This window comes from Pseudomonas sp. B21-051 (assembly GCF_024748795.1).
Taxonomy (GTDB): Bacteria; Pseudomonadota; Gammaproteobacteria; order Pseudomonadales; family Pseudomonadaceae; genus Aquipseudomonas; species Aquipseudomonas putida_A.
Window position 1 is genome coordinate 4242243 of sequence record NZ_CP087166.1, and the last position, 22767, is coordinate 4265009.

Genomic DNA, 22767 nt, shown 5'->3' on the forward strand with positions numbered 1-22767 from the left:
TTTGCTACACCTCAGACCTTGAATCAGCTCTCTGCCAACGCCAGACGTTCACGACCGTGGATCGCGCGCTCCGTGTTCTCCAGTTGCATGCAACGCTCAAGGAACAGGTACATGTAGTCGTAGCTCTTGCACACCGCCTGACGCAGTTCGGTCTGCAGAGCCTTGCTCGGGTTCATGCCCGCCAGCGTGCAGATGATTTCCAGCGCTTCCCACGGGTGCGCGTCATCATATTGGGCGTGCATCTTCAGCCACTTCATTGCACGCTTGCGGTCTTCTTCCGGGAACGCTGCCGCGTACACGCCAGTGGAGCAGACCAGTGCCGACCACTCCCCGGTCGCCCCCTCGATAGCGTAGTTGGTCGCAGCGATGGCGACGATCAGCGAATCCGCCGAACTCGTATGCCAGCACCAGTGACTCAATGCATGCAGTTCCGGCGGTACTTGCTGGGCCTGCAGATCCTCCAGGCTGACGCCATGCGCGCGGCTCCAGTTAAGCCAGTAGTCGGCATGATTGAGTTCAACGCGGATGTTGCGCATCAGCCAGCGGCGCGCCATGTCCTCCCCAGGATGGCGAGCAAACTTGGTTTTGGTCAGGTTCTGCGCCATATACAACGCGAACTGTTCAACTACTGGCCAGCCCCCGATCAAGTACTGGCGCATGGTTTTGGCGCTGAGCTTGTTATCGCGCATGCGCAGGTACAGTTCATGTTCGACAACCCGGCGCTTGCTCTCGCTGCAATCTGCAATGAGCTGTTGTGCCCAGGCAGGATAACTTGCAGCTTCCATGAGTGGTCCGGTTCGGTTGAATGTGTCGATCACTGTTCGGCTCCTTTTGATTTGTGATTGTAAGGATCGGCAAGAGATTTCAACGGAACGTGCCAGGCGCCTTGAACAACAGCGGCTGCGGTCTGGCGGGCCGACTTTGCAAACTGTCGCAGGTAAACAACTGCGGGCGTTCGATGACATAACCCTGAGCGTAATCCACCCCGATTTCAAGCAATGCCTGCTCGATCTGGGTTGTTTCAACAAACTCGGCAATTGTCTGCTTACCCATGACATGCCCGATGTGATTGATCACCTCGACCATAGCGCGGTTAATCGGGTCGTCCAGCATATCCTTTACGAAACTCCCGTCGATCTTCAGGAAGTCTACAGGCAAATGTTTCAAATAAGCGAATGAAGACATTCCGGCACAAAAATCATCAAGTGAGAAGTAACAACCTAAGCCTTTGAGTTCATTAATAAATCTAATTGCGCTGCCGAGATTGGCAATTGCGCTGGTCTCAGTAATTTCAAAACAAATCATTTCAGGTGGTATTGCGTAACTAACAAACTGTTCACGCAGAAAGTGCAAGAACGCGTCATCTCCGATAGTAATGCCTGAAAGATTAATCGCACACATTGCCAACGGACCTTCATGTTGTTCGGCAATACATTGGGAAATCACTTTAAAAACATTCTCGACGACCCAACGATCCAGTTGACTCATCAGTCCATAACGTTCGGCCGCCGGAATGAAGCTGTCCGGCAAGATCATCCGCCCGGCTTCGTCATGCAGACGCAAGAGTATTTCGATGTGCCCCCCGCCTTGGGCTATAGCGCCCAGCGGAGCAATTTCCTGGGCATAGAGACAGAAGCGGTTTTCCTCCAGCGCCATGTGCAGGCGCTGCACCCAGGCCATTTCGCCGAAGCGCAGTGACAGTTCGGAGTCGTCGGCATGGTAGACCTGGACCCGGTTGCGGCCCTTTTCCTTGGCCATGTAGCAAGCCATATCGGCGGCGCGCAATGACGCTTCGAGGGTGGTCGGGGTCTGGGCGATGTGCACCAGGCCGATGCTCACAGTGGTCAGGAACGGCCGCCCCTTCCACACAAAGTGCAGGTTCTGCACGGTCTGGCGCAGGCTCTCGGCGATTTTTTCGGCGGCATCCGGGGCGCAGTTCTCCAGCAGAATGCCGAATTCGTCGCCGCCCAGCCGGGCCAGGGTGTCGCTCTCGCGCAAGCCCGATTGCAACAGTGTGCAGATGTGCCGCAGCAATTCATCGCCGGCGGCGTGACCGCAGGTGTCGTTGACCAGTTTGAACTGGTCCAGATCGAGGAACATCAGCGCATGCCGACCGGGCTGGCGCGTCAGATTGTACAGGGCCTGCTCCAGGCGATATTCGAACTCGCGGCGGTTGGCCAGACCGGTCAGGGCATCGTGGGTCGCCTGCCATGACAAGTTGGCGATGTACTGCCGTTCTTGAGTCATGTCATGCAGCACCAGCACCGTACCGATAACCTTCTCGGCATTACGGATCGGCGCGCCCACCAGCGTCACCGAGACCGTGCTGCCATCCAGGCGCTGAATCAGTTTGGAGTGCTCACTGCCGCCGATCAGTTGCCCGCTGAGAATATGCTCGATCAGCGTCAGCCCCTCGGTCTGCGCATTGTCATCGAGCAGATTGAACAGCGCTGCCAAGGGAAGACCCGCCGCGTGCTCGGACTTCCAGTGCGTCATGGCCTCCGCCGCCGGGTTCATGTAATCGATCGCGCCGTTGACGTCGGTGGTGATCACCCCGTCGCCAATCGATTGCAGGGTGATGTGTGCCCGATCCTTCTCCAACTGCAGCGCCTGGGCAAAGGCATGCCGTTGCTTGAGCAGTTTGTGGGTGCGCAACAGTGCCAGCACGATCAACCCCAGCGCCGTGGCCAGGTTGGTGAACAGCAGCAGGCGCAGGATCATCCGTGAACCTTCGCCCAAGGCATCGCTGAACGCCTTGGCTGCCGGCGTCACACCGTCATTGATGGCAAAGATCTGCGCTTTCCAGTGCTGGATATCAGCCGGCGTCGCAATGTTTTCGCTGATGCCCTGATGCATCTCGCGCGCGACATTGTCCAGTTGCACCAGATAGGCGTCACCGATGGTCCAGCGGTCGATCGCGGTTTCCAGATAGCTGAAATGACGGAAATTGAGGTACAGCCAGATCAGGCTCGACACATCATCGGGATGGTTGCCGCCCTTGAGGATCCCCTCCCGTGCCGCCTGCAAGTCCGGCGGCTGACGATCCAGCGCCAGGCGCAACTGGTGACCGCCCTGAGGCACGGCAATCGCTTCCTTGTATTTGAGGAAGATCGCCTCGTCGCGGCTGTCGGCATACAGGTTCAGATAATAGATGGCGTCCTTCTGCCCCTTGGACCAGAGACTCTCGCCGGCGACATAGCCGCGAACGGCCGACAGGACGTAAAGACTTACGCCCCCCAATAACGCCTGAAATAACACGACGGCAATAAATGGCCAGACGATGCCCAACAACCGTGGCGTTCCGAGAGTCCTTTTTTGCTTCATGAGGTCCTTTGCGCACGCACTGTCATCTTCAAGGGGAGACCGCCAGAGCCGGATCAGGGGGCGACCCCTTCCAGCAAGCCAGGACATTTTCAACCGGCGATACGTATGTACCGCACCCGCTGTTCGCCATGCTTCGACACTGACGGCTTTCAATCATTCCAGAGCCGTTTTCCATGCAGTCACCTTCTGCCACGCTGCAACGCCATACTGCCCAACAGAGCGAATACCGCGCAATGATCACCGCCCTGCGCGCAGCGCTCAGCGCATCGACCTCACTGCAAACCTACTACCTGACGCCCCAGACACATTCACGCCTGGGTGCAGCGCACGACCAGGCGCAAAACCTTCTGCAAGCGCTGTTCGATGACAGCCGCGAGCCACAATTGGCGGCGTACCTGCAAACGTCCAGAGGGTCACTGCTGCAAGTCGACGCCGCAGCCGGTCACTGCAGCTTTTCCTTCAACCGTCCCGATGGCAGCTGCGCCCGCTTCACCATCGAGGATGTCACCCGAGCCTCCAGCACAATTCAAGAATTTCAGCGAGCGTTGCTGAGTATAGGCGCACACCTGCGTTCCGACAGGCTGCTGCCGCTATCTCAGTTGCTGCGTGAGTCCGGGTTCACATTCCCGGACACACCGGACGCCAAGACGCTGGCCCGCCTGATCGGCAAGGTCGAAGAACAACGCGCCAGCCATCGACTGAATCTGCGACACCATGCGGCGCTGACGCTACTGATGAGCGACGATGACAAAGCTGCGATTCACGACCTGATTGGCGACTGGCTCACCGGCAAAACTCTGTCAGCCATCGACAGCCTGGCCAGCGAAGTAACGCCTCCCTTCACCCGCCAGCAACTGGAACAGCAGCCCGCCGCTTGCCTGGAGCGCCTGCTCGACACGCCCAAGGCGCGTGACCTGGGCCAGCGCTTGCTGCAGAAACTGCAATGGTATGGCGCGCGGCCCGATGAACCGACCGTCCCCGATATCGGCCTGCGTTTACTGCTCGAAGCGTTGTGTCTGTGGTACGAACTGCCCGGCGAAGGCAGCCCGACCGAAGTGGCCGGTTTTGCGCTGGAACAACGCGCTCACTACGGCGTCAGCTACGCCAGCATTCGCCGCGATTTTTTACAGCACCTGGAGGATTCTCACCGAACCTCGACCACCACCGAAAAACATATGCTGGGATGGGTATGCCTGGCGCAGTTCGGACTGGATTTTCAAGTGCGCGACATTCCTGACGACCTGCCGTACGCCAGCTCGGTGGTCTGGGTCAATTTCGTGCATGGCGTGCACCTCGCCCATGCCCTTGATCCACAGTTGCCGGAACATCTGAGCTTTCAGCAACTGGTCGATCTGCCGTTGCACAAAAGCGAAAACGCCAGCACCGACCTGCAAACCCTGATCGCCATGACCCGAGTGGCTGCCGCAAAGACCTGGACACTGGCTACCGGAGCGCCGGCCGCAGCGAACGAGACATCCGGCGATCACCCGGCCCTGCAAGCGCTGGAAGACCACAAGAAGCAAATGAACGCAGCGATCCTGCAACTGGACATCGAGCCGCCACGGCGACTCGCATTGGCAAAACAGCAACTGGACAAGGCACTGGCCAACGAGCTGTACGATCACACGGCGATTCGCCTCAAACGCCACCATCCTTCAGCGCCCAACCGTACCCGGCGCAGCATTATCGCTACCCCGGATGTGGCATTGCCGACCTGGCCGCTACTGGAGGTTTATGCCTCTGGTGGCCTGAGCAGCGACACGCGCTGGTACGTCAGCAACGATGGCCGCAGCGCCAGCGAATGGATCAGCCTCAACGCAGCAGGCAAACTGCAAAGCGGTTTTGTCGACATTGGACCTCCAGGCCGACGTCTTTCACGGTTTCCGAGCAACCGCACCTTGCCTGATATCAAGACCTTGTTCGACCAGCAGTTCGATGACTATCTGAGCGAGACCCGCAAAGCCTATGAATATCTGATCAAGTCGCTGCTGGTCACACTGCCGTGGCCTGACCGCCGGTCACTGGAACACGGCGAAGTGCGGATTCACAGCCTCAGGGATCCGACACGGCACATCGAATCTCATCTGGAAACACTGGAAAACATCCTGCCGTACAGGGCACGCATGGGCTTCGTGCTGCAGGCGACATATCAGGGCCCGCCACGCTTCTACGAATGCCTGCCACGCGCCGGCATCATTCGCCAACGCCCGGATCTGGATGGCACACATATCGGCGGTCTGTTATTGCGACCACTACCGCCCAAACGTGGACGCACCAAGGGCCAAAGCATTACCCGCATCGTCGCCCGCCGCCTGCCATTCGATCGACAAGCCCACTGGAACGGTTCAATACCCGCCCCCGACGCCAAATGCATCGCCATCCTCGAACCGCTGGGCAACCCCCTCGCCGCTTCGCTGATCCCGGCGACCCATCACGACAGTTCGCCGAACCTGAGCTTCACCTCACCGCGCACAGTGAAAATCGCCTCGTCCATTGCGACCGAGTTGTTCTATGTCGATGAGCAGGCGCTGCACAGTGAGGCCTGGGGTGATACCGGCTTCGAGCGCGACAGCCGCAAAAAGCACTGGATTCATGCCCTAAAGGGCTTCATTCCGTTCTGGGGCAGTCTCGAAGACCTGCAATCGGACAGTCCGGGCAAACGCGCACTGGGCGTACTCGGCCTGCTCCTCGATATCGTCTCGTTCGCGATTCCCTTGGGCAAGTTCGTCGCCGGCAGCATTCGCCTCGCGGCTGTGGCGGGGAAAATGGCGATTCGCGTCGCCCTGCCACGCATGGCGCAATTGTCGAAAAACCTGCTGGTTTCGAGCTTGAGAAACCTCAATCCGCTGGACGCTGCACCTGCCTTGCTCAAGCTCGGTGGCCGAGGCGCGCTCGGCGCAGTGCGGGCTGTGGCGCATCTGGAACAGCGCGCGGTTGCGCGTCTGAAAAGGCTGGCCGGCAGAAGCGCTGACTATGACCTTCTGCACAGCCTGCCTCAGGCACTGGATGCCGGGCGCTGGAAAGCGCTGAACCCGGCCGATCACCTGGCCGTGGTCAGGGGCATTGACGATGTGCCGGTGCGCAACGTCGGCGGCTCGCGGCATCACCTGCTCGATCCGCTGTCCGACCGCCCTTACGGGCCACAGTTGCTCGCACACGAACATGACTTTCTGCTGGGGCGCTCGCACTACAGCGCCGTGAAAAAAACCGACAATCAGATCGATATCGAACTGGCGCCGAACACCCGCATCGAGCTTGTCCCCGAGGCTGGCGGACGCACCACGGTATTGATCGATGATGTGCCTTATCGACTCGACGGTGATCAACTGCGCCGGGTCGATCTGCTCGATGACAGTCAGCACTGGACGCTGCTGCCGTGCCGGATACGCCGCGCACCGGGCGCGGGCGACTGCCGCGTCAGCTACATCACCGCCGAACCCGCTCCGACCCCCGCCCTCGGCACGATCGACAAGGAAAAGGGTTACGCACCGTGGTTCGGCGAGCGGGTTTCGGAGCCGGCCACCCTGCCCCGGCAAGACGGAACGTTCCTGGCGGTCGATGACAAGCTTTATCAAATCATCGATAACCGCCCGAGGCTGTTCACTGGCGATTTGCGTCGGCTGGGCTTCAATCAGGGCAGGCTGGTCCCAAGACAACAGGTTCAAGCCACGTTGCAGTTTCGCAAAGGCATTTATGCGCGGATAAAAACCGGCGGCAGCTATGACGGGATCAACGATTCACATCAGGTCGGCGCCGTGCTGATGCCGGCCATCGATGACTCGGCCTCCTACGTTTTTTTCCGAATCAACAGCCAGGAGTACTACCTGGCCAGCATCGCCAAGGGTCAAAAAGCGCCCGATCAATTGACCTTCAGGCGCCTGATGCCAAATGAACTGGCCGGCAACACCCTTGGAGCGGAACTGCTGACCGTCTACACCGGCTCGCTGCATGCCAACAACATGGTGCGCCTCCATGGCCTGGAATCAGTGCAGCGCGCGATGCACACCATGGAGCAGATCGCGATCCCCATCGGCAGCACCGCCAATCCCCCAGCCAGGATGAACTGGCTGAAGGTCGACACCAGTCCGGGCGAAGCACTGATGTTCGATCACTCGACGCGGATGATCATCACCCGCCGGGACAAAGGCGCCGCCACCTGGGCGCGCAGCGACAAAGCGCCGGAAGCCTTTCGGCAGAAAACCGCAGAGATTTTCGACACGCTGTTTCTATCACCGACGATCAACCCGGCCAACACCAACGCGGCCCTGCGCATCGACAGAGCCATGCAGAAACTGCACAACCTGTCGCCCGTGCATGAGCGGCCGGTCAACGCACGTAACATCGCCTATGCCGAAGTGACCACGCTCAGCGGCAAACGGGAGATCTACGTCAGTGTCTCCGGCGCGCAAGGCAGCACCCAGCGCCTGCCGTTGTTTCGCCACATGGGTGCCAATCACGTGCGGATCGGCGACACCACCTACATCAACATCGATTACAACCCGGCCTTCCCACGCACCTCGCTGGAGGTTACCGAGCAAGGACAATTGGTTGCCGTGCCGCTGACCATCAAGGACTTGAAAACCTATCAGCCGACGCAGACCAGCCGGCCGACCTCGCTGGACAGCGAAAGCAAACTGATCAGCGTGGTGCGCGAGAAATACCCCGATCCGAACGAGATCCGCGCGGTGGACATCGCCACGACCATGCGCCCGTGCGAATCCTGTTCGGTGGTGATGAAGCAGTTCGCCCATGACGGCAGTGAAGCGGCGTTGCAGGTGCTGTGGGGCTGATTACAGGCGCTGCAGGTGGCCGTAGAGCTTGGCGTAGAGGCCGCCATCGGCGATCAGTTGCTGGTGGTCGCCGTCCTCGGCCACCTGCCCGCCATCGAACACCAGCACCCGATCCGCCTGCTTCACCGCCGACAGGCGATGGGCAATGATCAGCGTGGTGCGGCCGCTGAGAAAACGCGCCATGGCCTGATGCAGGTTGTATTCGGTGGCTGCATCAAGGGCCGAAGTGGCTTCGTCGAGAATCACCACTTTCGGCTCGGCGAGGATCATCCGCGCAATCGCCAGACGCTGGCGCTGACCGCCGGACAGGCGCACACCGGAACGTCCGACGATGCTGTCGAGACCGTCCGGCAACGCCCGGATGGTAGTCTCCAACTGGGCGATTTCCAACGCCTGCCAGCAGGCTTCGTCACTGCGGGTGCGGCCCATGGTCAGGTTGGCCCGTACCGTGTCGTTGAACAGCGCCGGATGCTGCAGCACCACCGCGACGTTTTCACGAATCAGCTCCAGGCCGATTTCCTGTTGGGTCGAACCGCCGAAACGGATAGTCCCGGACAACGGCGTGTACAGCCCTAACAACAGTTGCACCAAAGTGCTTTTGCCGCCGCCGCTGGCGCCGACAATCGCGACTTTCTCACCGGGGGCGATGGACAGGTTCATCTGATCCACCACCAGCTCATCGCCGTAACCGAAGCTCAGTCCCTGCACCTCGAGACCCACGGTTTCCCGACCCTTGAACGGATCGACGCCACCGGGGTATTGCGGCTCGTCGGCCCGCGCCAGCAGTTCGTTGATCCGCGCCAGCGCGCCGCCCGCCGCGTAGTAGGCGTATTGCAGATTGAGCAGTTGTTCGACCGGGCCAATCATGAACCACAGGTAGCTGAACACCGCGAGCATCTGGCCGATCGACAGGTCGGAGAACAGCACGGTGAGCATCGCCGCCGCGCGGAAAATGTCGATGCCGAACTGGAACAGCAGACCACTGGCGCGGTTCGACGCATCGGTCTTCCACTGCGAGTTGACCGCATAGTTACGCACTTCCTGCGCGCGCAAGCCGAGTCGCCCGAGGAAGAAGCCCTGACGGTTGCCGGCGCGCACTTCCTGGATCGCATCGAGGGTTTCGCTCAAGGCTTGAGTGAAACGCGAGGTGCTGTCGTTCTCCAGTTTCTTCAGGTGCTTGACCCGCTTGCCCAACTGCACCGTGGCGTAGATCACCAGCGGATTGAACAGCAGGATCAGCAGCGCCAGCTTCCAGTGCATCCACATCAGGATGCTCGCGGTGCCGACCAGGGTCAGCATCGCCACCAGAAACCGGCTGAGGGTTTCGCCGACAAACTTGTCGAGGGTGTCCAGATCGGTGACCAGATGCGTGGTCACGGTGCCGCTGCCGAGGCTTTCGTATTCGCCGAGGGAAATCCTTTTCAGGCGCTCGATCAGCCGCACACGGATGCGGTAGACGATGTCTTTCGCCAGCCGGGCAAACAGCCGCGCCTGCAACACGCCAAAACACAAGGCGCTGCAACGCAGGGTCAGGGTGACCACCAGCATCAGGCCGATATAGCCCGCCGCTTGCTGCCACATCGACGGCAGCACGTGGTTCATGACTTTCAGCGCGGCGTCGCCATGCCCGAGCAGGACTTCGTCCACCAGCAATGGCAACAGCAACGGAATCGGCACGCTGCACAACGTCGCCAGCACGGCCACGCCGTTGGCGATCCACAGGGATTTTTTGTGATGCAGTGCCAAGCGCCGGACTTCTGCCCAGCTCAGCCGGTCGACACGCTTTACGGCTGGCGTGTCATCGGCCAGGTCAGGCACAGGTGGCGCGCTCCAGCCAGCGGCCGAGCAACGGCGACAGCTCACTGAGCGGTTGATAGCCGTTGGTCAGCAAGGCCAGTTGGCCATTGCGTTCGGCGAGCAGGGTCGGGAACCCGGCGATGCCCAGATCCTGCACCCAGGTGAAATCAGCCTGAGTCGCTTTGTGTTGGTCGGCATGATCGAACAAGGCAGCAAATTCGATGCGCGGCACGCCAGCCTTTTCAGCCAGTTCCACCAGCACACTGGCCTGAGTGACATCGCGACCTTCAGCATAAAACGCCTGCTGGATCAGGCCGACTAGCGTCCACGCGCAATCCGGCGCCAGGCTGCGCGCGGTGACGATTGCCCGACAGGCCGGTTCGGTGTCGTAGACGAAACCATCGGGTAGCGCGCCGTCGAACTTGAACGGCTGACCGGTAGCCTCGGTGACCGCCTGCCAGTGCTCAAGAATGTAGCGCCGCGTGGTCGGTTCCAGCGCCGCACCGCTGCCGGTGCGCAAGCCGCCGACCACCAGATGCAGCTCCACCCCGGCTGCCTGCGCCTGCTCGACCAATGCCTTGGCGACCGGAGCGAACCCCCAACACCAGGAACACATCGGATCCATCACATAGAGCAGGCGCGCAGTCATGATCAGGCCTCGGTGGATGCTTGTTTATAGTTGTAGCCGATCGGGTGCGGCATGTTGCGCGCCTTGGCCAGTTCGATCTGCTTCTGCCGATCGATGGCGCTGCGGCGGGTTTTCTCGCTCAGCTTGTCCCAGCAATGCGGGCAGCTGATGCCGGCCACGTAGTGCTCGGAGGCACGATCTTCAACACTGACCGGTGTGCGGCAGGCATGACATTGATCGTAGTCGCCTTCGCTGAGGTCGTGACGCACGGTCACGCGGTTGTCGAACACGAAGCAGTCACCCTGCCACTTGGTTTCTTCCTGCGGCACTTCTTCAAGGTACTTCAGGATGCCGCCTTTGAGGTGGTAAACCTCTTCGAAACCCTCGCCCAGCATGTAGCTGGAGGCTTTCTCGCAGCGAATGCCGCCAGTGCAGAACATCGCGACCTTCTTGTGCACGGCCGGGTCGAAGTGTTCTTTGATGTAGTCGGGGAACTCGCGAAAACTGGTGGTTTTCGGATCGATGGCGCCTTCGAAGGTGCCGATCGCCACTTCGTAGTCGTTGCGGGTGTCGATCAGCAGCACTTCCGGGTCGCTGATCAGCGCATTCCAGTCCTGCGGTTCGACGTAGGTGCCGACCTTTTTGTTCGGGTCCACGCCTTCGACGCCGAGGGTTACGATCTCTTTCTTCAGCTTGACCTTGGTGCGGTAGAACGGCTGCTCGTCGCAGTACGACTCTTTGTGGTCGATGTCGATCATGCGCGGGTCGTTCTTCAGCCAGGCGAGCAGGCCGTCGATGCCTTCGCGGCTGCCGGACACGGTGCCGTTGATGCCTTCTTCGGCGATCAGCAGGGTGCCTTTGATGCCATTGTCGACCATCGCTTGCAGCAGGGGCTCGCGCAGGTCAACGTAATCTTCGAGGGTGACGAACTTATACAGTGCCGCCACGACAATCGGTTGTGTCATGGGTATTTCTCCAGGTGGCTACCCTCGCAAAGGGTGAACCGGATTCAAAAAAAACGCGCCGGGTAAGCGGCGCGTTGCGGATTCTAGCAAAAAAGATCGCAGCCTGCGGCAGCTCCTACAGGGAACTCAATCCAATGCAGGAGCTGCCGCAGGCTGCGATCTTTTGATCTTAATGTTTGCTACCGCCGGCACAGGTCGGCGACGCCGGGGCGGCGCCGACTTCGGCCCATTCCTGCGGGGTGTAGGTGTGCAGCGCCAACGCATGGAACTCGCCCATCAGCTCGCCAAGCGTGCCGTAGACTTTCTGGTGGCGCTTGACCCGGTTCAGGCCTTCGAACTGCGCGCTGACCACCACCGCCTTGAAGTGCGTCTGTAACCCGCGACTGTGCATGTGGCTTTCGTCCAGCACTTGCAGATGCTCAGGCTGCAGCAGGCCCAGCGTCGATTCGATGCGTTGTTGCATGCTCATCACGAACTCCGCTTACTTCTTCTTGGCCGGCGCAGCGCCTTTCGGTGCCAGCTCGTTGGTCATGTCGTCGAGCAGCTTGTTGACGACAGGCACGGCGCTTTCCAGCTTGGCCTGGGTCATCTGGGCCGATTGCTGAGTCAGCTGCGGCATTTTTTCCAGGACTTTCTTGCCCAGTGGCGACTGGTAGAACGCGACCAGGTCTTTCAGCTCCGATTCGCTGAAGTTGCTGGTGTAGAGCTTGACCATGTCAGGCTTGAGCTTGTTCCAGCCGATGGCCTGGTCCAGGGCGGCGTTGGCCTTGGCCTGGTAGGTTTCCAGTACGGCTTTCTTGGATTCCGGAGCTTTGGTCTGCTCAAAACGCTGAGCGAACATTTGCTGCACTTGCATGTACACCGGAGTGCCCAGCTTGTCAGCGTGCGCCAGGGTCAGGAAAGCTTCAGCACTGGCGTTGTGGCTGGCGGTATCGGCAAGCACCTGGCCGCTGGCGCAAACCAGTGCAACCGCGGTGCAGATGGCACGAAGACGAGTCATCGAGTTTCCTTTTCAGCTAGGCGAGGTCAAACCCCAAGGGCGACCATTCTGCGCCTAAAAAACCTCGTGGCTCAACCCCCGAGCCTTGCCGTGCTTGATTGGCGGGGTTTTACCGGTCAACAATCGGTTCGAGGGAACCACCTGGGCCTGACCGGGCCTAAACTGCGCAAACGAACCAACAGGAGTGTGCACGATGAGCCGTATCGAAACCGACAGCCTGGGCCAGATCGAAGTCCCGGACGACGCTTACTGGGGTGCTCAGACGCAACGCTCGCTGATCAACTTCGCCATTGGTCAGGAACGCATGCCGCTGCCGGTACTGCACGCCCTGGCCCTGATCAAGAAAGCCGCCGCCCGGGTCAACGACCGCAACGGCGATCTGCCCGCCGACATCGCCCGCCTGATCGAACAAGCCGCCGACGAAGTCCTCGACGGCCAGCACGACGACCAGTTTCCGCTGGTGGTCTGGCAGACCGGCAGCGGCACCCAGAGCAACATGAACGTCAACGAAGTGATCGCCGGTCGCGCCAACGAACTGGCCGGCAACCCGCGCGGCGGCAAGACGCCGGTGCACCCCAACGATCACGTCAACCGCTCGCAAAGCTCCAACGATTGCTTCCCGACCGCCATGAGCATCGCCACTGCCAAAGCCGTGCAGGAACAATTGCTGCCGGCGATTGCCGAGCTGTCCGGCGGTCTGGCCGAGTTGGCCGCACGGCACATGAAACTGGTGAAGACCGGCCGCACGCACATGATGGACGCGACGCCGATCACCTTCGGTCAGGAGCTATCGGGGTTTATAGCGCAGCTGGATTACGCCGAACGGGCGATTCGCGCCGCGCTGCCGGCGGTGTGTGAACTGGCGCAGGGCGGCACTGCCGTCGGCACCGGTCTGAATTCGCCGCACGGCTTTGGCGAAGCGATTGCCGCGGAACTCGCCGCGCTGTCCGGTCTGCCGTTCGTCACTGCGCCGAACAAGTTTGCCGCGCTGGCCGGGCACGAGCCGCTGACCAGTCTGTCCGGCGCCCTCAAGACCCTCGCCGTGGCGCTGATGAAAATCGCCAACGACCTGCGCCTGCTCGGCTCCGGCCCTCGCGCAGGCTTTGCCGAAGTCAAATTGCCGGCCAATGAACCGGGCAGTTCGATCATGCCCGGCAAGGTCAACCCGACTCAGTGCGAAGCGCTGTCGATGCTCGCCTGCCAGGTGTTGGGCAACGATGTCACCATCGGCATTGCGGCGAGTCAGGGTCACCTGCAACTGAACGTGTACAAACCGGTGATCATCCACAATGTGCTGCAATCGATTCGCCTGCTCGCCGACGGTTGCAGCAACTTCCAGCAGCATTGCATCGCAGGGCTTGAGCCGGATGCGCAGGTCATGGCCCAGCACCTGGAGCGTGGCTTGATGCTGGTGACCGCGCTGAACCCGCACATCGGTTACGACAAGTCGGCGGAAATCGCCAAAAAGGCTTACGGCGAAGGCCTGACCTTGCGTGAGGCGGCGCTGCAGCTGGGCTATCTGACCGATGAAGAGTTCGATGCCTGGGTGCGGCCGGAGAACATGATCGAGGCTGGCGCCAAGGGCTGAGATTTGTAGCGCCTGAAAGTCCGTCTTCGCGAGCAGGCTCGCTCCCACAGTGGACCGCATTCCCATGTTGGAAAAGCGTTCTAATTTGGGAGCGAGCCTGCTCGCGAATGGGAGCAGCGCGGTCTAACTGGCTGCAATGCGCATCCGCCGCGCCTTCAACCCGGCAATCAGCGACGGCCCCAACGCCACCAGCGCCGACCCCAGCACCACCAGCACCGCCCCGCCATAACCCAGACCATTGATCTGCTCGGCATGCACATACTCCGGCCACACCCCGGCGGCAATCGCCACCGCGCCAAAGGTCACCAATGGCGTGATCGCCAGCGTCGCACTGACCCGCGATGCCTCCCAGTGCGCCAGCGCCTCGGCAAAGGCACCATAGGCAATCAGCGTGTTCATACAGCACGCCAGCAGCAGCCAGCCCTGCAACGGGCTTAACTCCAGCGCTTTGAGTGGATGCACCCACGGCGTCAACAGCAGCGCGCAGAACAGGTAGATCACCATCATCACCTGCAGCGAATTCCACACCGTGAGCAACTGCTTCTGACCCAACGCATAGAAGGTCCAGACCGTCGAGGCCAACAGCACCAGCAACACGCCGGCGGTGTAGTCCGACAATGAAGTGAGCAGTTCAGCCAGACGCTGATTGAAGAACAGCACAAAGCCGATCAGCAGCACCGCCAGGCCAATGCCCTGACCGATGCTGAAGCGCTCCTTGAACACAAACAGGCTGGCGATCAGCAACATGATCGGCCCCATCTGCACCACCAGTTGCGCGGTGCCGGGGCTGAGCAGGTTGAGGCCCATCAGATACAGCACGTAGTTGCCCACCAGCCCGAGCACCGCCATCAGCACCAGCCAGCCGCCCCGGGGGCCGAGCACCTTGCGGCTCGGCAACCGTCGGGTGGCCGCCAGGTAGATGAACAGGCAGCCGCCGGAGACCAACAGGCGGAACCAGGTCACGGTGATCGGGTCCATCACCTGCAATACCTGTTTGAGCTTGATTGGCAGGATGCCCCACAAAAACGCCGTCAGCAGCGCCAGGAACAGACCGTAAACCCAGCGACCGGATGAAATGTGCATGCGAACCCCAATGCCTGCTGACAAGAGCGATCATTCTAGGCGCGCCCGCAGACGCAACACAGGGACAGTTCGGGCCAGGCCGCGAATGAAACTGTGCAGGTCGCAGTATTAATTTGACGCTTTGCCGTTGATCGGCTGGCGAGGCGCGCCAAGTGCTTCAGGCATAAGCTGATTGGATCCCTGCAACGGATCACTCAAGGAGCCCGATCATGTACGGAATGCGCGCCGATGACAGCGCCCCCGCCACGCACTTTCGCAGCGACCGTTTGTGCCGGGTCAATGGCGAACTGTTTTTCAGCACGCGGGAGAACACCCTTGAGGGGCCGTTCGATTCCCCAGTGAAGGCAGAGCAGGAAATTCAGGCGTATATCGCGCGGATGCAGGCGCAGACTGCGTAAACCTGTGGCGAGGGAGCTTGCTCCCGCTGGGGCGCGCAGCGGCCCTAGTTTCAGGCTTTACCGGGACATTTCAGGCCTGCTCCGCAGCCCAGCGGGAGCAAGCTCCCTCGCCACAAGGATTGTGTTGGCCCGTCAGCGCACCGCTTCAAACAACCCCGTCGCCCCCATCCCGCCCCCCACGCACATGGTCACGATGCCGTAACGCAGATTACGCCGCTGCAACTCACGCACCAGATGCCCGACCTGCCGCGACCCGGTCATGCCGAACGGGTGGCCGATGGAAATCGAGCCGCCATTGACGTTGTACTTGTCGTTATCGATCTCAAGCCGATCACGGGCATACAGGCACTGCGAAGCAAACGCCTCGTTGAGCTCCCACAGATCGATGTCCGCCACCTGCAAGCCCTTGGCCTTGAGCAGTTTCGGTACCGAGAACACCGGGCCGATGCCCATTTCGTCCGGCTCGCACCCGGCGACGGTGAAGCCACGGAAAAACGCTTTGGGCTTGAGCCCCAGTTGCAGGGCTTTTTCCAGGCTCATCACCAGCGTCATCGAGGCACCGTCCGACAGCTGCGACGAGTTGCCGGCCGTCACCGAACCGTCCTCGGCAAACACCGGTTTCAGCCCGGCGAGACTTTCGTAGGTGGTGTCCGGGCGATTGCAGTCGTCGTGATCGACAATGCCGTCGAGGATCTGCACTTCGCCACTGTTCTTGTCCTCGACCCGGTACTTGACCGCCATCGGTACAATTTCATCATTGAACAGCCCGGCCGCCTGCGCCTGGGCAGTGCGCAGCTGGCTTTGCAGCGCGTAACGATCCTGGGCCTCGCGGCTGACGTCGTAACGGCGCGCGACCACTTCGGCGGTCTGGCCCATGGTGTAGTAGATGCCCGGCACCTGCTGCTTGAGCAACGGGTTGATCAGGTGGTCGGTGTTGACGCTTTTCAGGGTCAGGCTGATCGACTCGACGCCGCCGGCAACAATGATGTCGCTGCAACCAGAGGCGATCTGGTTGGCGGCAATCGCAATCGCCTGCAACCCCGACGAGCAGAAACGGTTGAGGGTCATGCCGGCCACACCGGTGCCCAGACGCGACAGCACCGCCACATTGCGACCGATGTTGTAACCCTGCGCGCCCTCGTTGGAGCCGGCGCCGACAATGCAGTCCTCGACGCTGGCCGGGTCGATGTCATTGCGCGACAGCAGCGCGTTGACGCAATGGGCCGCCATGTCGTCGGGGCGGGTCTGGTTGAACTTGCCGCGAAAGGATTTGGCCAGGCCGGTCCGCACGCTGTCGACGATCACCACTTCACGCATGGCATACCTCAATTGTTGTTGTCGGAGGAGAGTGAACCGAGCATAAGTCCAGCCCGCCGCCGACCGCGACAATCATTCACCCCGCGTATGCGGGTCCATCGGCTCAGTCCTTGTGTTTTTTTGCGCGTTTGTCGGACTTCGCGAACGCCTCTTCGAGGGCACGGTTGATCGTGCGCAGCACCTTGACCCGGGCCCAGCGCTTATCATTGGCCTCGACCAGCGTCCACGGCGAAATCTCGGTGCTGGTGCGGTCAACCATGTCGCCCACGGCAGCCCGGTAGGCGTCCCACTTGTCGCGGTTGCGCCAGTCGTCCTCGGTAATCTTGAAGCGCTTGAACGGAATCTGCTCGCGGGCCTGGAAGCGCTCCATCTGCGTGTCCTTATCGATCGCCAGCCAGAACTTGACGACGATGACCCCGGCGTCGGCGATCTGCTCTTCGAAGTCATTGATCTCGCTGTAGGCGCGCAACCAGTCGGCCGGGCTGCAAAAGCCCTCGACCCGCTCCACCAGTACCCGGCCATACCAGGAGCGGTCGAACACGGTGAACTTGCCCCGCGCCGGCAAATGCCGCCAGAAGCGCCACAGATACGGCTGCGCGCGCTCCTCTTCAGTGGGCGCGGCAATCGGCACGATGCTGTACTGACGCGGATCGAGCGCCGCCGCGACCCGACGAATCGCCCCGCCCTTGCCCGCCGCATCGTTGCCTTCGAACACCGCCACCAATGCATGGCGGCGCATGCGCTTGTCACGCATCAGCCCGGACAGCCGCGCCTGCTCGGTGATCAGTTGCTCTTCGTAGTCTTTCTTTTCCAGTCGCTGGTTCAGGTCGAGGCTGTCGAGCAGGTTGAGTTGATCGACCGCCGTGCCCAACGGGGCGGCGTTGACCTCTTCGGTATGCACCTCTGGGCGCTTGAGCGCATTCTGCAGGCCCTCCAGCAGAATCTTGCCAACCGCGAGGCTGCGGTAGTTGGCGTCCATGCCTTCGATGATGTGCCACGGCGCATAGTCGCGACTGGTGCGGCGCAGCACGCGCTCGCCGTATTGGACGAACTTGTCGTAGGTCTGCGATTGCTGCCAGTCCAGCGGGCTGATGCGCCAGCTGTGCAGCGGGTCGTCGGCCAGCGCCTTGAGCCGCGCTTTCATCTGCTTCTTGGACAGGTGGAACCAGAACTTGAAGATCAGCGCGCCTTCATCGCAGAGCATTTTTTCCAGACGCTCGGCGGCGTTGATCGCCTGATCCAGACGCGGATCCTTGAACAGACCGTGAACCCGGCCCTGAAGCATCTGGCTGTACCAGTTGCCGAAGAACACGCCCATCCGCCCCTTGGCCGGGAGCATCCGCCAGTAACGCCACGCCGGTGGCCGCGCCAGCTCTTCATCGGTCTGCTGATCGAAAGTACGCACCTCGATCAGGCGCGGGTCCATCCACTCGTTGAGCAACTTGACGGTCTCGCCCTTGCCCGCGCCTTCGATACCGTTGATCAAAATGATCACCGGAAAACGCTTCTGCTGCTGCAACTCGAACTGTGCTTCCAGCAGTGCTTCACGCAGTGCAGGCACCGCTGCGTCGTAAGTCTCTTTGTCGATGGCATGGCCGATTTCGGCGGATTCAAACATGGGGACGGCTCCTTCCAGGATTCAGCAAGACTAGCGGATTGGGCACAGATGCAGGGTAGAAATTCCCCACCACAACAAGCTGAAGGAACGAACCCCTGTGGCGAGGGAGCTTGCTCCCGCTGGGTTGCGCAGCAACCCGAAAACCTTTCACCCCGGTTACTCCAGTTAAACCGCGTGCGCCGGCTTTACGACTGCTGCGCAGCCGAGCGGGAGCAAGCTCCCTCGCCACAGAAAAGCTCACTTTCAGCCACAAACAGTGAATTGTCCTTGCCCCCCCTCAACCCAGCCTTGCCATGGATCAAGCACCCTGCGCCCGATCAGCTAGAATGGCCGCCTTGTCGTTGCCGAGCCTGCCATGAAACCTGTATTGCCCCACGCCCAACTCGACTGGGATGACCACGGACGTCCGCGCTCGCGGGTGTTCGATGATGTGTATTTTTCCGACCAGTCGGGGCTGGATGAAACCCGTTACGTGTTCCTCGAACAGAACCGTCTGGCCGAGCGTTTTGCCGCGCTGCCGGCGCACGGGCGGCTGGTGATCGGCGAAACCGGCTTCGGCACCGGGCTGAATTTCCTTTGCGCCTGGCAGTTGTTCGAACAGCATGCGGTGGCCGGTGCGCGGCTGCATTTTGTCAGCGTCGAAAAATACCCGCTGAGTCCGACGGATCTGCAACGGGCCCTGGCCCTGTGGCCGAACCTCAAGCCGCTGGCCGATCAACTACTGACGCATTACGTGGCGATCCATCAGGGCTTTCAGCGGATCGTCCTCGGCAACGGTCGGGTCACGCTGACCCTGTTGATCGGCGAGGCGCTGGAGCAACTGCCGCAACTCGATGCGCAGATCGACGCATGGTTTCTCGACGGTTTCGCCCCGGCAAAAAACCCCGACATGTGGACTGCCGAACTGTTCGCCGAACTGGCGCGACTGGCCGCGCCCGGTTCGACCATCAGCACCTTCACCAGCACCGGTTGGGTGCGGCGTCTGCTCAATGCGGCCGGGTTCAAGATGAAACGCACGCCGGGCATCGGCCACAAGTGGGAGATCCTGCGCGGCGAGTTTCTCGGCTGGCCGCAGGACGTCGCGCCACCGCTGCCGGACAAACCGTGGTTCGCCCGCCCTGCCCCGATAACCGGTGAGCGTCGGGCGTTGGTGATCGGCGCCGGGCTGGCCGGTTGCGCTACGGCCGCCAGCCTCGCCGCGCGCGGCTGGCAAGTCAGTCTGCTGGAGCGTCACGAGGCGGTGGCACAGGAAGCGTCGGGCAATCCGCAGGGCGTGCTGTACCTGAAGTTGTCGGCCCACGGCACCGCGTTGTCGCAACTGATCGTCAGCGGCTTCGGCTACACCCGCCGTCTGCTGGAAACCTTGCAACGCGGCACCGACTGGGACGATTGCGGCGTGCTGCAACTGGCTTTCAACACCAAGGAAGCCGAGCGTCAGGCGCAACTGGCCGCGGCGTTCCCGGAAGATCTGGTGCACTGGCTCGATCAGCCGCAAGCCGCAACTCAGGCCGGAATCGCCGTGGCCCATGGCGGGCTGTTCTACCCCGATGGCGGATGGGTGCATCCGCCCGCGCTGTGCCAGGCGCAAGCCGCGCAAGCAAACATCGAACTGCTCAAGCATCACGATGCGCTGGAACTGCGCAAGGTCGAGGGTCACTGGCAAGCCCTCGACGGCGACCGCCTGCTCGCCAGTGCGCCGGTGGTGGTGCTGGCCGGCGCTGCGGAGATCAAACGCTTTGCGCAAAGTGCCGAGCTGCCACTCAAGCGCATTCGCGGGCAGATCACGCGCCTGCCGCAAACCACCGAGAGCCAGGCGCTACGCACTGTGGTCTGCGCCGAAGGTTATGTCGCCCCGGCACGTCTGGGTGAACACACGCTGGGTGCGAGTTTCGACTTCAACAGCGATGACCTGACACCGACTACCGCCGAGCACCTGGGCAATCTGGCGATGCTCGAAGAAATCTCCAGCGATCTGGTGGCGCGTCTGCGCATCAATGAGCTGCCCCCGGAAACTCTGGAGGGACGCGCCGCATTCCGCTGCACCAGCCCCGACTATCTGCCGATCGTCGGCCCCCTCGCCGACCGCAAAGCCTTCGCTCAGGCCTATGCCGCGTTGAGCAAGGATGCACGACAAGTGCCGGACATCGTCTGCCCGTGGCTCGATGGCTTGTACGTCAACAGCGGCCACGGCTCACGCGGGCTGATCACCGCGCCGCTGTCGGGCGAACTGCTCGCCGCATGGCTGGACAACGAGCCGCTGCCGCTGCCCCGAAGCGTCGCCGAAGCCTGCCACCCCAACCGTTTCGCTTTGCGCACGTTGATTCGCGGCAAATGAAAAATCGCGACTGGCCGCTGGTCAGTCGCCCCCTCTTATAACTCATCGTTCTAAAACTCCCACATCTGCAGCGGGTCAGTTTCTGAGTACCGGCCATTTTGGCCTGACTTGAATCACCCCTCCCCAACGGAAAAACCGGTAAGGACTTTATGTGCGGATTAGCTGGCGAGTTACGTTTTGATCATCAACCTGCAGACCTTGCAGCGGTAGAGCGAATCACCCATCACCTGGCCCCTCGCGGCCCCGACGCGTGGGGCTTCCATGCCCAAGGGCCGATTGCCCTCGGCCATCGTCGCCTGAAAATCATGGACCTGTCGGACGGCTCGGCGCAGCCGATGATCGACAGCCAACTGGGCTTGTCCCTGGCCTTCAACGGCGCGATCTACAACTTCCCGGAACTGCGCGCCGAACTCGAAGCGCTGGGCTATGCCTTCTATTCCGGTGGCGACACCGAAGTGCTGCTCAAGGGCTACCACGCCTGGGGCGAAGCGCTGCTGCCGAAACTCAACGGCATGTTCGCGTTCGCCATCTGGGAGCGCGATGCACAGCGCCTGTTCATCGCCCGTGACCGTCTCGGCGTGAAGCCTTTGTACCTGTCGCGTACCGGTCAGCGTTTGCGCTTTGCCTCGGCCCTGCCGGCGCTGCTCAAGGGCGGCGACATCAACCCGATCCTCGATCCGGTGGCGCTCAATCACTATCTGAATTTCCACGCGGTGGTGCCCGCTCCACGCACCTTGCTCGCGGGCATCGAAAAGCTGCCGCCAGCGACCTGGATGCGCGTCGAAGCCGATGGCCGTACCGAGCAGAAAACCTGGTGGACCCTGCCCTACGGCCCACACGACGACGAGAAAAACCTGACCCTCGAAGACTGGCGCGACCGTGTACTCGACAGCACCCGTGAGGCGGTGGCGATTCGTCAACGCGCAGCGGTGGATGTCGGCGTGCTGCTTTCCGGCGGTGTCGATTCGAGCATGCTCGTCGGCCTGCTGCGTGAAGTCGGCGTGGAGAACCTGTCGACCTTTTCCATCGGTTTCCAGGATGCCGGCGGCGAGCGTGGCGATGAATTCCAGTATTCCGATCTGATCGCCAAGCACTACGGCACTCAACATCATCAATTGCGCATCGACGAAAAAGAGATCATCGAGCAACTGCCCGCTGCGTTCAGCGCGATGAGCGAACCGATGGTCAGCCACGACTGCATCGCCTTCTACCTGTTGTCGCGAGAAGTGGCCAAGCACTGCAAAGTGGTGCAAAGCGGCCAGGGCGCTGACGAACTGTTCGCCGGTTATCACTGGTACCCGCAAGTCGACGGTGCGGCCGATCCGTACGCGGCCTATCGCGCGGCGTTCTTCGACCGCAGCTACGACGACTACGCCGCCACCGTGCAACCGAAATGGCTGACCGCGAATGATGCGGCCGGCGACTTCGTCAAAGAACATTTCGCCCAACCCGGCGCCGAGGCTGCGGTCGATAAAGCGCTGCGTCTGGACAGCACGGTGATGCTGGTGGATGACCCGGTCAAACGTGTCGACAACATGACCATGGCCTGGGGCCTGGAAGCGCGCACGCCGTTTCTCGACTATCGACTGGTTGAACTGTCAGCGCGGATTCCCGGCCAGTTCAAGCTGCCCGATGGCGGCAAACAGGTGCTCAAAGAAGCCGCACGCCTGGTGATTCCAAGCGAAGTGATCGACCGCAAGAAAGGCTACTTCCCGGTGCCCGGCCTCAAGCACTTGCAAGGCGACACCCTGAACTGGGTGCGTGAACTGCTGCTGGATCCGAGCCAGGATCGCGGCCTGTTCAACCCGGCCATGCTCGACAAACTGCTGACTGACCCGCAAGGCCAACTGACGCCATTGCGCGGCTCGAAACTGTGGCAACTGGCGGCTCTGAACCTGTGGCTCAGTGAACAAGGAATCTGATT

Annotated in this window: 15 protein-coding genes; 5 read left to right on the forward strand and 10 right to left on the reverse strand. The window is 61.2% G+C overall.

Annotated elements, in window-relative coordinates:
* Positions 1-23 precede the first annotated feature (23 nt).
* Both LOY52_RS18950 and LOY52_RS18955 read right to left on the reverse strand, forming a co-directional pair.
* The gene (locus LOY52_RS18950; protein WP_408980407.1) at positions 24-785 is read right to left on the reverse strand and encodes a TenA family transcriptional regulator; all 762 of its coding nucleotides are present in this window, start codon (positions 783-785) and stop codon (positions 24-26) included.
* A gap of 79 nt (positions 786-864) precedes the next feature.
* On the reverse strand, positions 865-3324 hold the full coding sequence (locus LOY52_RS18955) for an EAL domain-containing protein (protein ID WP_258679915.1): 2460 nt from the start codon (positions 3322-3324) through the stop codon (positions 865-867).
* Between the two features lie 173 nt (positions 3325-3497).
* On the opposite strand from LOY52_RS18955, the gene LOY52_RS18960 reads away from it, so the two are divergent.
* Complete coding sequence (locus LOY52_RS18960; protein WP_258675594.1) at positions 3498-8114, forward strand: deaminase domain-containing protein; 4617 nt, start codon at positions 3498-3500, stop codon at positions 8112-8114.
* On the opposite strand, the gene LOY52_RS18965 is transcribed toward LOY52_RS18960, so the two are convergent.
* The 5 genes from LOY52_RS18965 to LOY52_RS18985 all read right to left on the reverse strand — a co-directional run bounded on the left by LOY52_RS18965 (position 8115) and on the right by LOY52_RS18985 (position 12504).
* Positions 8115-9932 (reverse strand): ABC transporter ATP-binding protein, encoded by a 1818-nt coding sequence (locus LOY52_RS18965; RefSeq protein ID WP_258675595.1) that lies wholly within the window; start codon positions 9930-9932, stop codon positions 8115-8117. It lies immediately after the preceding gene.
* On the reverse strand, positions 9925-10527 hold the full coding sequence (locus LOY52_RS18970; protein ID WP_258679919.1) for a DsbA family protein: 603 nt from the start codon (positions 10525-10527) through the stop codon (positions 9925-9927). The genes LOY52_RS18965 and LOY52_RS18970 overlap by 8 nt, the downstream gene beginning before the upstream one ends.
* A 35-nt stretch (positions 10528-10562) precedes the next feature.
* The gene (locus tag LOY52_RS18975; RefSeq protein ID WP_027612407.1) at positions 10563-11504 is read right to left on the reverse strand and encodes a rhodanese-related sulfurtransferase; all 942 of its coding nucleotides are present in this window, start codon (positions 11502-11504) and stop codon (positions 10563-10565) included.
* A 169-nt stretch (positions 11505-11673) separates the two neighbouring features.
* Positions 11674-11973: a BolA family transcriptional regulator gene (locus tag LOY52_RS18980; protein WP_007963599.1), complete on the reverse strand. Its 300-nt coding sequence runs from the start codon at positions 11971-11973 to the stop codon at positions 11674-11676.
* 12 nt (positions 11974-11985) lie between these two features.
* A complete protein-coding gene (locus tag LOY52_RS18985; RefSeq protein ID WP_003226938.1) occupies positions 11986-12504 on the reverse strand; it encodes a DUF2059 domain-containing protein in 519 nt (172 codons plus the stop codon).
* A gap of 193 nt (positions 12505-12697) precedes the next feature.
* On the opposite strand from LOY52_RS18985, the gene LOY52_RS18990 reads away from it, so the two are divergent.
* Entirely contained in the window at positions 12698-14092 is a 1395-nt protein-coding gene (locus tag LOY52_RS18990; protein ID WP_139054911.1) for a class II fumarate hydratase, read from the forward strand.
* Positions 14093-14215: 123 nt separating this feature from the next.
* Here LOY52_RS18990 and LOY52_RS18995 read toward each other — a convergent pair whose 3' ends face one another.
* The gene (locus LOY52_RS18995) at positions 14216-15175 is read right to left on the reverse strand and encodes a DMT family transporter (protein WP_258675596.1); all 960 of its coding nucleotides are present in this window, start codon (positions 15173-15175) and stop codon (positions 14216-14218) included.
* 209 nt (positions 15176-15384) lie between these two features.
* Here LOY52_RS18995 and LOY52_RS19000 point away from each other — a divergent pair, with 209 nt between their 5' ends.
* Positions 15385-15573: a DUF6316 family protein gene (locus LOY52_RS19000; protein ID WP_258675597.1), complete on the forward strand. Its 189-nt coding sequence runs from the start codon at positions 15385-15387 to the stop codon at positions 15571-15573.
* Positions 15574-15705: 132 nt separating this feature from the next.
* On the opposite strand, the gene LOY52_RS19005 is transcribed toward LOY52_RS19000, so the two are convergent.
* Positions 15706-16890 (reverse strand): thiolase family protein, encoded by a 1185-nt coding sequence (locus LOY52_RS19005; protein WP_258675598.1) that lies wholly within the window; start codon positions 16888-16890, stop codon positions 15706-15708.
* 103 nt (positions 16891-16993) lie between these two features.
* Entirely contained in the window at positions 16994-18508 is a 1515-nt protein-coding gene (gene pap / locus LOY52_RS19010; protein ID WP_258675599.1) for a polyphosphate:AMP phosphotransferase, read from the reverse strand.
* Between the two features lie 355 nt (positions 18509-18863).
* On the opposite strand from pap, the gene mnmC reads away from it, so the two are divergent.
* Complete coding sequence (mnmC, locus tag LOY52_RS19015) at positions 18864-20843, forward strand: bifunctional tRNA (5-methylaminomethyl-2-thiouridine)(34)-methyltransferase MnmD/FAD-dependent 5-carboxymethylaminomethyl-2-thiouridine(34) oxidoreductase MnmC (RefSeq protein ID WP_258675600.1); 1980 nt, start codon at positions 18864-18866, stop codon at positions 20841-20843.
* A gap of 149 nt (positions 20844-20992) precedes the next feature.
* Positions 20993-22765, forward strand: a complete 1773-nt coding sequence (locus tag LOY52_RS19020; protein WP_258675601.1) for an N-acetylglutaminylglutamine amidotransferase — start codon at positions 20993-20995, stop codon at positions 22763-22765.
* Positions 22766-22767: the final 2 nt, after the last annotated feature.